The 16,735-nt window shown below is 45.8% G+C and carries 10 protein-coding genes; all 10 read left to right on the top strand.

What is annotated here, in order from left to right:
* The first annotated feature begins 88 nt into the window (after positions 1 to 88).
* The 10 genes from GPK81_RS07780 to GPK81_RS07735 all read left to right on the top strand — a co-directional run bounded on the left by GPK81_RS07780 (position 89) and on the right by GPK81_RS07735 (position 16,732).
* On the top strand, positions 89 to 1,021 hold the full coding sequence (locus tag GPK81_RS07780; RefSeq protein WP_021976729.1) for a glycosyltransferase family 2 protein: 933 nt from the start codon (positions 89 to 91) through the stop codon (positions 1,019 to 1,021).
* A complete protein-coding gene (locus GPK81_RS07775; RefSeq protein WP_174087568.1) occupies positions 1,021 to 1,992 on the top strand; it encodes a hypothetical protein in 972 nt (323 codons plus the stop codon). The genes GPK81_RS07780 and GPK81_RS07775 overlap by 1 nt, the downstream gene beginning before the upstream one ends.
* Positions 1,989 to 3,281, top strand: a complete 1,293-nt coding sequence (locus GPK81_RS07770) for an ATP-grasp domain-containing protein (protein WP_118062068.1) — start codon at positions 1,989 to 1,991, stop codon at positions 3,279 to 3,281. The genes GPK81_RS07775 and GPK81_RS07770 overlap by 4 nt, the downstream gene beginning before the upstream one ends.
* Positions 3,282 to 3,369: 88 nt before the next feature.
* Complete coding sequence (gene rffA, locus GPK81_RS07765) at positions 3,370 to 4,500, top strand: dTDP-4-amino-4,6-dideoxygalactose transaminase (RefSeq protein ID WP_021976726.1); 1,131 nt, start codon at positions 3,370 to 3,372, stop codon at positions 4,498 to 4,500.
* Between the two features lie 18 nt (positions 4,501 to 4,518).
* The gene (locus GPK81_RS07760) at positions 4,519 to 5,829 is read left to right on the top strand and encodes a D-alanyl-D-alanine carboxypeptidase family protein (RefSeq protein ID WP_118062020.1); all 1,311 of its coding nucleotides are present in this window, start codon (positions 4,519 to 4,521) and stop codon (positions 5,827 to 5,829) included.
* A gap of 16 nt (positions 5,830 to 5,845) precedes the next feature.
* Positions 5,846 to 6,403: a dTDP-4-dehydrorhamnose 3,5-epimerase gene (gene rfbC / locus GPK81_RS07755; protein WP_215706832.1), complete on the top strand. Its 558-nt coding sequence runs from the start codon at positions 5,846 to 5,848 to the stop codon at positions 6,401 to 6,403.
* An 11-nt stretch (positions 6,404 to 6,414) separates the two neighbouring features.
* Positions 6,415 to 7,221 carry an ABC transporter permease gene (locus GPK81_RS07750; protein ID WP_021976723.1) on the top strand — a complete coding sequence of 269 codons (807 nt, stop codon included), beginning with the start codon at positions 6,415 to 6,417 and terminating at the stop codon, positions 7,219 to 7,221.
* A 105-nt stretch (positions 7,222 to 7,326) separates the two neighbouring features.
* A complete protein-coding gene (locus GPK81_RS07745) occupies positions 7,327 to 8,655 on the top strand; it encodes an ABC transporter ATP-binding protein (protein WP_021976722.1) in 1,329 nt (442 codons plus the stop codon).
* A 14-nt stretch (positions 8,656 to 8,669) separates the two neighbouring features.
* On the top strand, positions 8,670 to 14,309 hold the full coding sequence (locus GPK81_RS07740; RefSeq protein ID WP_215706831.1) for a glycosyltransferase: 5,640 nt from the start codon (positions 8,670 to 8,672) through the stop codon (positions 14,307 to 14,309).
* Positions 14,285 to 16,732, top strand: a complete 2,448-nt coding sequence (locus tag GPK81_RS07735; RefSeq protein WP_021976720.1) for a glycosyltransferase family 2 protein — start codon at positions 14,285 to 14,287, stop codon at positions 16,730 to 16,732. The genes GPK81_RS07740 and GPK81_RS07735 overlap by 25 nt, the downstream gene beginning before the upstream one ends.
* Positions 16,733 to 16,735 lie beyond the last annotated feature (3 nt).

Raw genomic sequence — 16,735 nt, 5'->3', positions numbered from 1 at the left:
GCACAGCAACAACGGGTTTACAACAGGAATCGAAAATGATAATATTAAACGATAAGTGTCAACTGATACAAAAGAGAGGAAAAAAACTATGTGTCTATATTCAGTGGTTGTTCCTGTATACAATTCAGAACATACGCTGCAGGAACTGTACACTCGCCTGGAAAAAGTTTTCCGGGAAACAATAAAAGAAGAATTTGAACTGATCCTGGTAGATGACGGATCGAAAGACCGTTCTTTTGAAGTAATGAAAGAACTCCGGGAGAAGGATTCCCGTGTGAAGATCATCCAGATGGCAAGAAATTTCGGCCAGCATCCGGCACTTCTGTGCGGATTTGCCCATGCAAAAGGGGAGTTCATCGTAACGATGGATGATGACCTTCAGCATCAGCCGGAAGAGCTTCCGAAGATGATCAATGTCATGAATGAACGGGATGATGTGGATGTGATCATTGCAAGTTATGAAGGCCGGAAGCATAATCTGATCCGTAAACTGGGAACAAAATTATCCGTCTGGGCTACTTCCAAAATGCTTGGGAAAGACCCGAATCTTCAGATTACCAGCTACCGCCTGATCCGCCGTTTTCTTGTGGAAGCCATGCTGAAGACCAATACATATCTTCCGCAGATCGGCAATCTCCTGGTTTTAAGCTCCAATCGGATCATCAATGTGCCGGTACAGCATGCAGCCCGTGCCTATGGAAAAAGCGGATATTCTTTCCGCCGTCTTGTGAAAGACCTGATCTATGATATCACGGCCCATACGGCATTTCCGCTTCTTATGGTGAGGAACATCGGAATCGCAAGCTTTCTGGTAAGTCTTTGCCTGGCCATCTATTATCTGGTGCGTTATTTTATGTTTGGAATTTCTGTGGAAGGATGGACATCCCTGATGCTGGTAATGCTGGCATTCTTTGGGCTGACACTGCTTTCCATTGGAATTATCGGAATTTATCTTATGAATATCCTCAATGAGGCGAAGAAGATGCCACATTATGTGATCCGTCAGGAGGAAACAGACTGATGAAAAAAGAAATCGGTGGTTATCTGGAACTGGAAGAATCTACAGGTCAGGAATATTATCCTGAACTTTGTGGAGTAAACCTTGGGAGAACCGCACTTCTTTGGTTGATGGAAGCTCGAAACTGCAAAAAAATCTATCTTCCAACATATCTCTGCGATTCTGTGACCGGAGCCTGTGAAGAAACAAAAGTGGAAATAGAATTTTATCATATGGATGAAAAGTTATGTCCGCTTCTGCCGGAAAAGAAACTTCCGGATGGTGAATATCTTTACCTTGTAAATTACTACGGACAGCTGACCGATGACAGAATCCGGCAATATAGGGAAATTTACGGAAACATTATCGTGGATCATACACATGCATTTTTTCAGAAGCCTCTGCCTGGCGTGGATACTTTGTACTCCTGCCGGAAATTCCTGGGGGTCAGCGACGGGGCATATCTGTCAACGGATGCGAGTCTGCATCCGGAAAAGAAACCGCTGGATCATTCCATGGGAAGACTTGAGCACATTCTGGGCCGATATGAGTATGATGCCGGTACTTTTTACCAGAAGATGCTGGACAATGCGGCAGATTATCATGAGATGGAAATCCGCCGCATGTCACGGCTGACTGGAAATCTTCTCCGCTCTATGGATTATCCTTATATAAAAGCGAAAAGAGAAGAAAATTATCATCTGCTGACAGAACTTCTTCCGTCAGAAAGTATTTTTAATCAGGTAATTCCTGAGGGACCGTTTGCCTATCCCTATTATCATGAGGACGGGCTGGCACTTCGAAAATGGCTGGCCGGCCGGAAAATTTTTGTGCCGACCTACTGGCGGAATATCATCGATCATTTTGATGAGGATACCATGGAATATGACTGGGCCGCCAATGTCCTTCCTCTGCCCTGTGATCAGAGATACGGGGAGGAAGAAATGCGTTACATTGCGGATTCCATAAGAGAATGGGAGGAAACAAAAGCATGAAACACCGACTTCTGATACTGGGAACTCTGGGGGAATTTGTACAGCTGGTACAGAAATCCCGGGAAAAAGGATACTACACCATTGTCTGTGACGGATATCCGGATGGTCCGGCAAGGAAATTTGCGGACGAGGCGTATCAGATTCCGGTAACAGACACGGAAAGAATTGCAGAACTTTGCCGGGAAAAAGAAATTGACGGTATCATTACTTCCTTTTCTGACCTGCTTCTGGAATGTATGGTGAAAATTGCCGACAGGGCAGGACTGCCCTGCTATCTGAAACCGGAACAGCTTCCATGGTACCGCGATAAATCCGAGACAAGGGCACTTCTCCGGAAACTGGAACTGCCAACCCCGGGATTTCGAAAGATCCCTACAGCGGTGCTGGAAGATCCGGACAGAAAATCCAGGCTTAAGGAGCGGCTTAAAGGGCTTCGTTACCCGGTAGTCAGCAAACCGCTGGATAAATACGGTTCCCGTGGAATCTATATATCTGAAAATCTGGATGAACTTATAGAAGCGTCACAGAAAACAGCAGAATTTTCTGATATGCCGGAGATCCTGGTGGAAGAATATAACGATGGATATGAATTTAATATGATGACCTGGGTCCTGGATGGACAGGTTCATGTGATCAGTATTGCAGACCGTGAAAAAACATCGGTTGCAAAAGGCGAAATTCCCATCAGTACAAGAAATGTCTATCCGTCCAGGCTTATGGCAAAGGTAGAGAGACCTGCCACAGAACTTCTGCAGGCCTATATAGAAAAGACCGGTCAGAAAGACGGAGCGCTTTCCATGCAGTTCTTCTGGAAACCCGGGGAAGGAATCCAGGTCTGTGAGATTGCGGCACGTTTTTTCGGATATGAGCATGAACTTACTGACATAGTATACGGATTTAATATGGAAGAACTTCTTCTGGCTTCTCTGTATGACAGAACAAAACTTCAAAAAATGCTCACAGACCATGACATACACAAACCACATTGCTGTGGCGCTGTGATCTATTTTCAGGGAAGACTGCTCACCATCGGAGATCAGTCGAAAGCTGTCCGGCTGGGACAGAAAAAAGAAGTGGAAAAACCGTGGATCTTTTATAGAGAAGGAGAAACGGTGATCGAACATGGTCCGAATCCATATCTGGCACTGTATTACGTAAAAACGGAAAACCGTGAGGAAATGGATGAACTGACACAGGAATTTTACAGGGAAATGCACATTCTGGATCCATCTGGAAAAGAAGTGGCATATCAGAATCAGATCCCCGATTATACACCTGCAGAAAAATAGGCATTGAATTTACAACATGAGTGTGAGAAAATGAAATGTACAGTTAATAAAGAAAAACCATGAAAAACAGAAAATAAAGAGGAAATACATGATTGATTTTAACAGACCTGCGTTTACAGGTAAGGAATTTGAGTATATCCGGGATGCGGTAGAACGGGGAATGCTCTGCGGGGATGGAATCTACACGAAGAAATGCTCTGCATGGATGGAAAAACGTTTTCATGCCGGGCATGTAATGCTGACGACTTCTTGTACCCATGCGCTGGAGATGGCTGCATTTCTTGCGGATATCCAGCCAGGTGATGAAGTGATCATGCCATCGTATACCTTTGTGTCAACGGCAGATGCATTTGTGCTGCGGGGAGCGAAGATCGTATTTGTGGATATTCGGCCGGATACCATGAATATCAATGAAAAACTGATCGAACAGGCGATCACAGAAAAAACAAAAGCAATCGTTCCGGTTCATTATGCAGGTGTAGCATGCGAGATGGATACGATCATGGACATCGCCAGACGCCATAATCTGAAAGTTGTGGAAGATGCGGCTCAGGGTGTGGATGCCTACTATAAAGGAAAAGCGCTTGGAACTATCGGGGATTTTGGCTGCTACAGCTTCCATGAGACGAAGAACTATACTATGGGAGAAGGCGGCGCGATCCTGTTTAATGAGGACCAGTACCAGGAGAAGGCGGAGATCCTCAGAGAAAAGGGAACGGACCGCAGCAAGTTTTTCCGCGGACAGGTAGATAAATACCGGTGGATGGATTACGGTTCCTCCTATCTTCCAAGTGAGCTGAATGCGGCGTATCTTTATGCTCAGCTGGAACAGCATAAGAAGATCAGTGACAAGAGAATGCAGATTTATGATTTTTACAATGAAAATCTGAAGTTCCTTGCCGAAGAAGGAAAGATCGAGCAGCCTTATGTTCCAAAAGAATGTACGCATAATGCACATATGTACTACATAAAAGTTCACGATATCAAAGTACGTACACGGCTTCTGAAATATCTTCGGGAGCGGGAAATCTGCAGCGTGTTCCATTATGTACCCCTTCATTCCGCACCCGCAGGAAAGAGATTCGGAAGATTTTCCGGGGAGGATGTTTATACAACAAAAGAAAGCGAACGGCTGATGCGTCTGCCAATGTTCTATAATCTTGACATGGAGGATGCGAAACGGGTCGTGGATGCAATTGCTTCTTTTGATGGATTCTGATAGAAGAAGGGGAGAATTATGAAAAAAATTAAAAAAGTATTTATGATCCTGGCAGCAGTCAGTGTGGCGCTGATGCTTCCGGTACAGGCTATGGCAGCGGTGGATCTCAATGCGAAATATGACATCAGTACCAACCAGATCCAGGGATGGCCGGCCGGAGCCGATATCATTTCTGACACGGGCGTTCTGATGGACGCGGATACGGGTGTGGTTCTTTATAATAAAGGCGCAGATGAACAGCGTTATCCTGCAAGTATCACCAAGATCATGACACTTCTGGTGGCGGTTGAGAATTCCAGCATGGATGAACAGGTAACATTTACACAGACGGGTGTACAGAATGTAAATGCGGATTCCAGTAACATTGGCACGCAGGTAGGCGAAGTCCTGTCCATGAAAGACTGTCTTTATGCACTGATCATTAAATCGGCCAACGATGTTGCTGCACAGATTGCTGAGCATATCGGTGGCACGGAGCAGGCGTTTATCGATATGATGAACCAGCGAGCTCAGGAAATCGGATGTACGAATACACATTTTGCCAATTCCAGCGGACTTCCGGATGATAATCATTATTCCTCCGCAAGAGATATGGCTCTGATCATGAGGGAAGGTCTGAAAAATGACGATTTCCGTACTGTGATCGGGACTGCGGATTATACGATCCAGCCTACCAATATGAATGCTCAGCAGAGAGTTCTGCATACGCACCATCCAATGTTCGCGCCGGAAAGCGGATTTTATTATCAGGGATGCATCGGTGGAAAAACAGGAACTACAGTTGCGGCAGGCCATACCCTTGTTACTGCGGCTACAAGAGATAATACAACGTATATTGCAGTGACCATGAGGGCAGCTGATCTGGCGAATTCCTGTATGGACAGTACTGCCATGTTTAACTATGGTTTTGATAATTTCACAAAAACAGAAGTAGACGGAGGAAGTGTGCTTCTTCCAAAGGGAACAGATCTGAATTCTCTCACAAAGAAATCCGAAGATGTAAACGGAAAAACAGAAACTTCTTATTATTTTGGAGAATATCTGGTGGGCAGCGGAAGTGTGGCACAGGCTACAGCAACTCCAACGCCGGAGCCAACTGCGGCATCTGATCAGGAAAATACAGAAGGTTCCGAAACAGAAACAGCAGCAGATCAGACTGCTGCAAAAACAGAGAAGAGTACAGCCAGCAAAGAAAGCAGCGAAACAGAAGGAATGCCGGTACTTCGAAAGATCCTTCTGGGAATCATGGCAGTTATGATCCTGATCCTGATCGCTCTTCTTGTGGCACTCAGAATAAAAGAAAAGAAACACGCAAATAAATATCGTTAGAAAAGGAGAAAGAAAAATGGGAAAAATAAAAGTAACACAGTGCGGAGATATTGAAGGACTGAAAGTGATCGAGCCAACAGTTTTTGGGGATTCCAGAGGATATTTCATGGAAACTTACAATTACAATGACTTCAAGGAAGCCGGCATTGATGTGGAATTTGTTCAGGACAACCAGTCCAGCTCCCGTTACGGTGTCCTCCGCGGACTTCATTTCCAGATCAACTATCCGCAGGATAAACTGGTACGTGTGGTAAACGGAGAGGTTTTTGATGTTGCAGTTGACCTTCGTGAGGGATCCAAAACATTCGGAAAATGGTACGGAGTAGTTCTTTCAGCAGAAAACAAGAAACAGTTCTTTATCCCGAAGGGATTTGCCCACGGATTCCTGGTACTTTCCGAGAATGCGGAGTTCACCTACAAATGCTCTGACTTCTATCATCCAAACGACGAGGGCGGTCTTATCTGGAATGACAAGGATATCAATGTAGAGTGGCCGATCCCGGAAGGCATGGAGCTTGTTTTCTCCGACAAGGATCAGAAGTGGGGAAGCTTCGAGGAATATAAGAATCGATAAGGAATTACAGAATGAAGAAAATATTAGCTTTGCCGGCAGAGCTGTACCAGAATCGAAAGCTGGTTTTAAGCCTTGCAAAAAATGATTTCAAAACAAAATATGCAGGATCCTATCTTGGCATTGTCTGGGCATTCATCCAGCCTATCGTGACGATCCTGGTCTACTGGTTTGTATTTTCCGTGGGACTGAAAGCCGGAACTGTATCGGATTATCCTTTTGTACTCTATCTGGTATCCGGTATCGTGCCGTGGTTTTTCTTCCAGGATGCGTTAAACGGTGGAACCAATGCACTGATTGAGTACAATTACCTTGTAAAAAAGGTTGTATTTAAGATCAGTATTCTTCCCATCGTGAAGATCATTTCCGCACTTTTTGTGCATGTGTTTTTTGTAGTGTTCGCACTTATTTTGTGCGCATGTTATGGATATACACCAAGTTTATATACACTGCAGATCATTTATTATTCCATCTGTACCTTCCTTTTGGTACTGGGGCTTGTGTATGCCACAAGTGCAATCGTCATTTTTTTCCGTGACCTGACCCAGATCATCAGCATTTTTCTCCAGGTTGGCGTATGGCTTACACCGATCATGTGGGATATCAATATGCTGTCTTCACATCCATGGCTGATCAAGCTGTTCAAGCTGAATCCGATGTACTATGTAGTTACGGGTTATCGTGATTCCATGCTTGGTCATGTCGGAATCTGGAACCATGCTTCATGGACGATCTATTTCTGGGTGGTTACGATCCTGCTTTTCGGACTGGGATCTGTAATATTCAAACGTCTGAAACCGCATTTTGCAGACGTTCTTTGATCGAATCAGGGAAGTCTCCTGCGGAAACTTGCTCAGTACGCAGAAAAACAGCAAAACGGCGACAGATTGTGAGAGTGAACGATTTACACAAAAGTGAGGTTAAAAATGGCAGAAGATATTGCGATTTCAGTAAATGATGTCAGTAAAATGTATAAACTTTACGATAATCCCATGGACCGTCTTAAAGAGTCTCTGGGATTATCCAGAAAAAAGAAATATAAAGAGCACTATGCTCTGAACCACGTATCTTTTCAGGTGCATAAAGGGGAAACAGTAGGAATCATCGGAACCAATGGATCTGGTAAATCTACGATCCTGAAGATCATCACAGGCGTACTTTCTCCTACAGGTGGAGAAGTTTCCGTAAATGGAAGGATTTCCGCTCTTCTGGAGCTTGGAGCAGGATTTAACGGAGAATATTCCGGACTTGAGAATGTATATCTCAACGGAAGTATGATCGGTTTTTCCAGAGAGGAGATTGATGCCAAGCTGCAGTCTATCCTGGATTTTGCAGATATTGGAGAGTTTATCCATCAGCCGGTAAAAACATACTCCAGTGGTATGTTCGTGCGTCTGGCTTTTGCGGTGGCCATCAATATCGATCCGGAGATCCTGATCGTTGATGAGGCGCTTTCCGTAGGTGATGTATTTTTCCAGGCAAAATGTTACCGGAAATTCGAGGAGTTCAAGGAAATGGGTAAGACCATTTTGTTCGTAAGCCACGACCTGAGCAGTATCGGAAAATACTGCGATCGGGTTGTTCTTCTCAACAAAGGAGAAAAGCTTGCGGAAGGTGGCGCCAAGGAGATGGTCAATCTCTACCGTCGTGTGCTGGTGAATCAGTATGATGATGCAGATCTGGAGGAAGGTGCAGAGAATGCAGAAGCAGGGCAGGATGGTCAGCTGACAGATGGCACAGCTGGAGAAAATGTGTCGAAAAAAGAGCATGCCGGAGGCGGCAGGGCTATGAAAGACAGCCTGAATCTGAATCCGAAGGTTCTTGAGTATGGCAGTAAGCTTGGAGAGATCGTGGATTTTGCGATCCGGGATGATACCGGAATGATTACAAATGTGATCGAAAAAGGTAAAGAATTTTCTGTTCAGATGAAGGTACGCTTTCAGGCAGATGTCAATGACCCGATTTTTGCATTCACACTGAAAGATCTGAAAGGTACGGAAATCACAGGAACAAACACCATGTATGAACACACTCCTGTGAAACCGCAGAAAGCCGGTGATGTGCGGGAGATTACTTTTAAACAGATAATGCCGCTGGAGGCAGGAGAATATATGCTTTGTCTGGGCTGCACAGGATATAAAGACGGCGATTTTACCGTATTTCACCGGCTTTATGATGTGTGCAATCTGACGGTGATCACAGATAAAAAAGCAGTGGGATATTTTGACATGTTTTCCAAAGTATCTGTGAAATAAGTGGAGGAACTACTATGGCGGAGTTGAATTTAGATTATTATACGGCGAAGGATCATTATTCCGATGGGGATATCGAGGAAACACTTCTGAAAATGGCACAGGAAGGGAAATCGTTTGAGGACCTGCCGGAGGATGAAGTGAGTTTTCCCATGGTCTATCATTTTTCCGGACTGCGGGAGAATATTTTAAGCTGGTACCCTCTGAAAGAGACGGATTCCGTTCTTGAGATCGGAGCCGGATGCGGAGCTATTACCGGAATGCTTTGCCGCAAGGCCGGGCATGTGACTTCAGTGGAGCTTTCCAAGCGTCGTGCAGACATAAATTATGCAAGAAACAATGATAAAGAAAATCTCACGATCATGGTTGGAAATCTCAACGACATGACTTTTCCGGAGAAATTCGACTATGTGGTAGTAAACGGTGTTCTGGAGTATGCCATGAGTTTTACGGAAGGAAAAACTCCTTACGAGACATTTCTTCAGCGTATGGGTGCATACCTGAAACCGGAGGGAAGACTTCTGATCGCCATCGAGAACCGACTGGGACTGAAGTACTTTGCCGGAGCACCGGAGGATCACACAGATCTTCACTTTTTCGGAATCAACGGATATCCGGGAAATCAGTCTGTGCGCACCTTTTCCAAGAATGAACTGGGAGAGCTGCTGGAAAACAGCGGCTTTCCTTTTCTGCACTTTTATTACCCGTACCCGGATTACAAATTTCCTACAGAAATTTTTACAGATGAGAGCCTTTATACCAATTCCTATGGAAGAAACTATCCGGTGTACACAGATAAGACAGCGGATCTTTTCTCAGAACATGCAGGGGTAAAAGCTTTTGAAAAAGAGAAGATCCTGAGCAGTTTTGTGAATTCTTTCCTTGTGGAGGCCGGAAGAACAGAAAGACAGGAGAAGGAAGAAATTCTCTATGTAAAACTGAATCAGGAACGAAAGGAAAAGTTTCGGCTTCTGACAAAGATCGTTCGTGAGAACGGAGAGGCCCGTGCAGAAAAAGAGGCCATGGTGCCTGAGGCAGAGTGGTTCCTGAAGACCCTGGAAAAGCTTGGAGCGGAAAAAACAGGCTCTGATAAATATAAAAATCTTCCATGCAAGGCAGAAAACGGAAAAGTCAGCTATCCGCTTCTTACCGGAAAAACTCTTCATCAGGAAATCGCTGAACTTGCTCATGAAGGAAAAACCGGGGAGCTCAAAGGACTTCTTAAGAATTTCCATCGGGATTTTTTCCAGTCCCGCAGGATCATGGATTACAGAACGAAAGAGTTCTGTGAGGTATTTGGAAAATATCCCGGAAGAACAGATTATGAATGTGTCTGCCCTGCCAATGTGGATCTGATCTGCAGTAATATTTTCATGGGTGAAAGCCAAAATCAGATCATTGATTATGAATGGATGTTTGATTTTCCTGTACCGGTGAATTTCATTATGTGGCGTCTGATCCATGAACTGTATACTCATATTCCGGAGCTGCCACAGCTGATACATGAAGATGATATGATGGCAGAATTTGAAATCGGTTACACAGATTATGAGATCTTCATGAAATGGACCATGCATTTTGTTTATGAGTATGTTGGATGTGGATCCCTGCTTCCGTTTGAACAGAAAAAAGTACCGGTTTCCGTAACAGAGCTGGTGAACAGAGAAAGAGAAAAACACCAGATGCACAGTAAGATTTACTATGATCTTGGTGAGGGCTTCTGTGAAGAACATACGCTTTATGCAGAGGGAAAACTTACAGGAAACCGTTTTCGGGTGGAGTTTGATCTTTCCGAAATTGAGGGGATAAAGAATCTCCGATGGAATCCGGCAAACGGTCATTTCCTGAAAGTAAAAGTAGAGCGCCTGGACTGCGGATGCAGTGCAGAACTTGTGCCGCAGGGTGTTCATATGAAGGTGGACAACAGTATAACCGCATTTTTTACAACCGATGGTTTTTATCTTATTCACGTTACACACCCGGAAAATGTAGATAAGATCGTAATTGAGGGAAAACTTGACTGTCTGGAGCTTCCGGATGTGGAAAAGCTTCTGGCATTTGAAAAAGAACGGGAAGTACGCAGGGAACAGGAAAGAGTTAAAAAAGAGGCCGAACGTGCAGCAAAACAGGCGGCGGAAGAGGCAGCCCGTATGCAGGAAGAGGCACTGCGTCATCCTGGCAAAAAAACTCAGGTGAAAAGGCTGGTCAAAAAAGTTCTCCATTATCATACAGAGCCAGCAACTGTGATGGGAGTGGAGGCAACTCCTACCTGTATGGGAAGTGTTGATTTTTTCCATTATGAAAATGGTACTTTAAATGCCATTGGCTGGGCATTTGATCCTACATTTGCTTCCATGGGACAGCCAAGGATCGTATTTTATCAGGGAACACAGAAGCTTCAGGAAGCTTCCTGTACTACGATCTACCGTACGGATGTAGCCAATGCCATTGGAAAGCCGGAGGCGGAAAGTGCGGGATTTTCTTTCCTGGCAACGGTTCTTGCGCCGGCAGAGATTTCTGTTTTTCTGGAATACGGAACAGCAGCAGATACCGGAAGATTCCTCATTGGAAAGATTCCCGGAACCAGAGATCAGAAGGAACTTCTGGTATATGCCATTGAAGATCCGAAGAGTATCGGAAATCTCCGCCACTTCAAACAGCGTTATGTCCGCAGTGTGAGAAAAGATTATCCACAGGCTGTTTATCAGCAGAAGGTGGATGTGATCGTGCCGGTTTATAATGGTCTGGAGTATTTTGACGCCCTGTTTTCCGGAATTGAGAAGACAAAGGTTCCGTATCGCCTGATCATTGTAAATGACAAGAGCCCGGACTTGGAAGTAGGAAAATATCTGGAAAAATATGCCGCTGAGCATGACAATGTGGTACTTCTTAATAATGAGACCAATATGGGCTTCCTTCCGTCCGTAAACCGTGCGTTAAAGATGGCGGAAAATCACGTTGCCCTTGTAAATACAGATGTGGAGGTTCCGGAAGAATGGCTGGAGCGCCTGATGCTTCCCATCTTCGCAAAGGAAAAAATTGCGACCACCACACCGTTTACCACCTGTGGAACCATCTGCAGTTTCCCGGATTTCTGCCGGGATAACAAGCTGTTCGAGGGAATGCCGCTGTGGGAGATCGATGACGAATTCCGTATGATCCGCCCGCAGTATCCGGCCATGCCTACCGGTGTGGGATTCTGCATGGGTATGAACCTGAAAGCAATCAGAGAAGTCGGACTTCTGGATGAGGAGAACTTCGGAAAAGGCTACGGAGAGGAAAATGACTGGTGTCAGCGTGCCATAGCAGCAGGTTATGAGAACGTACATGTAGATAACCTGTTTGTATATCACAAGCATGGTGGAAGCTTCCCGTCCGAGGAGAAACAGCGCCTTCTGAAAGAGCACAGTGATGCACTGCTCCGCAAGCATCCGGACTACAACAAGGATACCGCAGATTACTGCAGAAGAGATCCGCTCCGTCCGGTAAGGCTTTATGTGGAAATGAAACTTCTCAATAAGAAACTGGATGTGCCTACCATTGTGGCTTTTGACCATGATCTGGGTGGTGGAGCTACGGCTTATCTTGTTGAGAAAAGGCGTCTGGCACTGCGGGAAGGATACCGTTTTGTAACTATCCGCTATAATATCGTAAGCAACCGTTTTTACTTTACGTATCAGTATAAGCAGTATGAGATGGAATTTTTTGCCAACGATCTGGAAACTGCTCTTGGAGAGCTGATGCGTGTGGATGAGATCTGGATCAACGAGCTTGTAACTTACCAGAATCTCTATGGAACCCTGGAGCGTATCCTGCGTCTTAAGAGAGAACAGGGTGCGAAGATCCTCATGCTTCTTCATGACTTCTTTGCTCTCTGTCCGGCAGTGAACCTGATCGATGCGAAGGGAAAATACTGCGGCGTTCCATCCTGCGATGTCTGCGACAAATGTGTTCCGGACAACCGCAGCAATGCATGCACAGAGTATGGAAGTGGAACTCTCTGGCGTACAAAATTCCGGGAATTCCTGTCAAACTGTGATGAGATCCGTGCGTTTTCCGATGATACGGCGAAGCTGTTCAAGCGTGCTTATCCGGATGTATACAATCTCCATGTGATCCCGCATGCACCACATTATCTTCCGGCAGTGAAGAAAACCAGAAAGACCACAGAGACCTTTAACATCGGTCTCATCGGTGTGCTCTGCTACAAAAAAGGCCTGGAAGTTGTGAAGGCGCTTGCAAAATATATCGAAGAGAATGATCTGAGTATCCGTCTGAGACTGATCGGTACTTCCGATGAAGAGATCGAAAGCCCGGTATTTTCCCAGACAGGAAGATATACAAGAGAAGAGATCCCGAGGCTTACCCTGGAGCAGGATATTGATATGTTCCTGATCCCGTCTGTATGGCCGGAGACCTTCTCCTACACAACCTCCGAGATCATTTCCATGGGCTTCCCGGTAGCTGTGCTTCCGGTAGGCGCACCTGTGGAACGTGTAAAACGTTATGGGAAAGGTCTTGTTCTTAAGAATGAGCAGCCGGAGAATATTGTGGAAGAGATGATTTCCCTGTGGAAAACTCTTGGCGGAAATGAACTTCCTGTGGAAAAAAGCAAGATTCTTTTTGTCGGGGAGGAAATTTCCTTTGCATCCAGATATCGTGTGGAACATTTCCGGGAGCAGCTGATCCTTAACGGATATGCATCGAAATTTATCCAGATGGATCAGGCAGAGCAGGAGAAGATCGAAGAATATACAGCAGTTGTGATGTACCGCTGCAGTAAACTGATGGAAGCGGAAATGCTGGCCGACCGGGCAAAAGCTGCCAAAATTCCTGTTTACTATGATGTGGATGACCTGGTATTTGATTACGAAAAAATTTCCGGACTGCATTTCCTTAAAGGCAGCGAATACAGCGATTTCCGTACAACCACAGACCGAATCCACGGATGTATGGAATTCTGCGACGGATATTTTACGTCCACGGAAACGCTGGCAGAGGAAATCCGGGAGGAATTTCCGGGAAAACCGGTGGTGATCAACCGTAACTGCATGAGTATGGAGATGGAAGTTCTGTCTCACGAAGCGGTGGAACAGACAGATAAAGATAAAGACCGGATCTATATCGGATATCTGAGCGGTTCCAAAACCCATGATCAGGATTTTGTCCAGGTGGAAGCCGCACTTCTGGAAGTGATGGAGCGTCATCCTGAGGTTTATCTGAAGCTGGTAGGTGTTCTGGATGAGTCCGGAATGGAGCCGGTACAGAACCGTATTGAAAAGCTTCCGTTTATGGACTGGAGACAGCTGCCAGGAGTCATCGCAGGACTGGATATCAACCTGATGCCGCTGGAGAACACACTGTTCCACTGCTGTAAGTCCGAAAACAAGTGGACGGAGGCAGCCCTTGTGAAAGTTCCAAGTGTCATGAGCCGCAACCGTGAGATGGAATATGTGATCGAAAATGGAAAAGACGGCTGGATGTGCACCACGAAAGAAGAATGGGTCAGTGCCCTGGAATCTCTGGTAACCGATGAGAAGGCCAGAAAAGCCATGGGAGAGGCCGCACATCAGAAAGTTATGGAACATTACCTGACAGAGAATACCGGAAAGGACGCAATGGAGGAATTGTTATGCAGCGAGAGCTATACGAAGTAGAAAAAGACAGGTTTGACCTGAAGGACAGTTCCCTGTATCACCTTCAGGGAACCTGGCCGAAAGACCATAAGCCGGAAGCCGTTCTTGACGGGGAAAAACTTCCGGCTGCCATCAGTGCCCAGGAGCGTGTCAGCGCCCTGGAGCGCTTTAAAGATCTGGATCTGGTAAACGGGGAACGTGTGCAGATGGAAATAAAGCTTCCGGATCTGGAAGGCAAAAAGAAGCTTGTTGTCTATGCGGTAAAGGGCGGAAAACGTATCCAGTGGTTTGCTGTTTCCGCGGCGCAGCTTTACAGGAAGCAGGGAAAACCACAGTACTTTATCGAAAGTATTGAGGTGGAATCCGCAGAAAAAATCTGCCGTGTCCGTGGATGGGCAGCTTTTAACCGTCCCTTAACCATTCGTCTGGAAGACCGCAGCCGGAAGGAAATCCCCTGCGAGATCACCAGACTGAAACGGGTGGATGTGCAGAACCAGTACCAGGAAACAGAAATTGATGCGAAGAGCGGATTTTTCTTTGAATTCCATTATGACAATGTGAAGGAATTTTACATTGTATTTGAGGCCGGCAATGTGCGGACACTTCGTCTGGTGCATCTGCAGCCACAGAAGCGCCTTGCGGAGAAAGCCGCGGTATATTTCCGGAAGGGAAGCCGCTACATGAAACTTCACGGGGCAGCAGCCCTTACCGGAAAAGTTTTCGGAAAGGTAATGAACCGGAAAAACCGTCCTGTGGATTATTCCAAATGGATTGTGAAACATCTGCCGGATAAGGCGGAACTTGCGGAAGAGAGAAAAACAAAATTTTCCTGGAATCCCAAGTTCAGTATTGTGATCCCGCTTTACAAGACCCCGGAGAAATATCTCCAGCAGCTGGTGGATTCCATTGAGGCCCAGACTTACGGAAACTGGGAGCTTTGTCTTTCGGATGGAAGCGGAGTGGACTCTCCTCTTACCGATTATCTTGCCGGACTGGAAAAAAGTGATGAAAGAATCCGGGTGATCCGCAATGACCAGGCACTTCAGATCGCGGAGAATACCAATGCGGCTATGGAAGCGGCAACCGGAGATTTTATCGTGTTTGCAGATCATGATGATGAGATGACACCGGATGCCCTGTTCCAGTGCGTGAAGGCACTGAATGAAAATCCGGAGATCGAGGTCCTGTATTCAGACGAGGATAAGATGTCCATGGATGGCCATAAATTTTTCCAGCCTCATTTCAAACCGGACTTCAATATCGATCTTTTGTGTACAGTAAACTACATCTGCCATCTTTTTGTTGTAAAAAAAGAGATCGTGGATCAGATCGGAATGCTGAAGAAAGAATTCGACGGCGCACAGGATTACGATTTTGTATTCCGCTGCGTGGAAGCTGCGGGAAGAGAGAAGATCCATCATATCCCGAGGATCCTTTATCACTGGAGATGCCATGAGGATTCCACAGCAGAGAATCCGGAAAGCAAGATGTACGCCTTTGACGCAGGCGCACGTGCCATTAAAGCTCATTATGACAGGATCGGTGTTCCGGTAGAAATCGAGAAGGGCGAGTATCTTGGTCTTTACCGCACGAAATTCCTCTGGGAGGAAAAACCGCTGATCTCCATTATCATCCCGAACAAAGATCACATCGATGATCTGAAGAGATGTATTGATTCCATCGAAGAAAAAGCGACTTACCGCAATTATGAGTATGTGATCGTGGAGAACAACAGTACGGAAGATGAGACATTCGCTTATTATAAAGAGCTGGAAGCCTCCAATCCGAAGGCTCATGTGGTGTACTGGGATGGCATTTTCAATTATTCCGCCATCAACAATTTCGGTGCTTCTCATGCCAAAGGTGAGTATCTGCTTCTTCTCAACAACGATACGGAGATCATCAGTCCGGACTGTCTGGAACAGCTTCTGGGATACTGTATGAGACCGGATGTTGGAGCTGTGGGAGCGCGTCTCTATTATGAGGATGATACTGTGCAGCACGCAGGTGTGGTCATTGGTTTCGGCGGCATTGCGGGACACTGCTTTGTGCAGCAGAAGAGGGACGCTACGGGATACTGCCACAGGATCATCTGTGCCCAGGATTACAGTGCGGTGACAGCTGCCTGCATGATGGTAAAACGTGAGGCTTTTGACAAGGTTCACGGATTAAGCGAAGAATTCCAGGTTGCTTTTAATGATATTGATTTCTGCCTCCGTCTTGGAAAAGCCGGATATCTGGTTGTGTACAATCCTTATGCGGAGCTTTATCACTATGAGTCCAAATCCAGAGGTCTTGAGGATACGCCGGAGAAAGTGGCAAGATTTAACCGTGAGATCGCTTCCTTTGAGAAGCACTGGCCGGAAATCCTCCGTGACGGAGATCCTTACTATAACCCGAACCTTACACTGGAGAGTCAGGATTTCTCTCTGAAGCGGATATAGGAG

It is taken from the genome of Blautia sp. MCC283, assembly GCF_018785565.1.
Taxonomy (GTDB): Bacteria; Bacillota; Clostridia; order Lachnospirales; family Lachnospiraceae; genus Blautia_A.
This window is presented reverse-complemented; position numbering and strand designations above follow the sequence as displayed.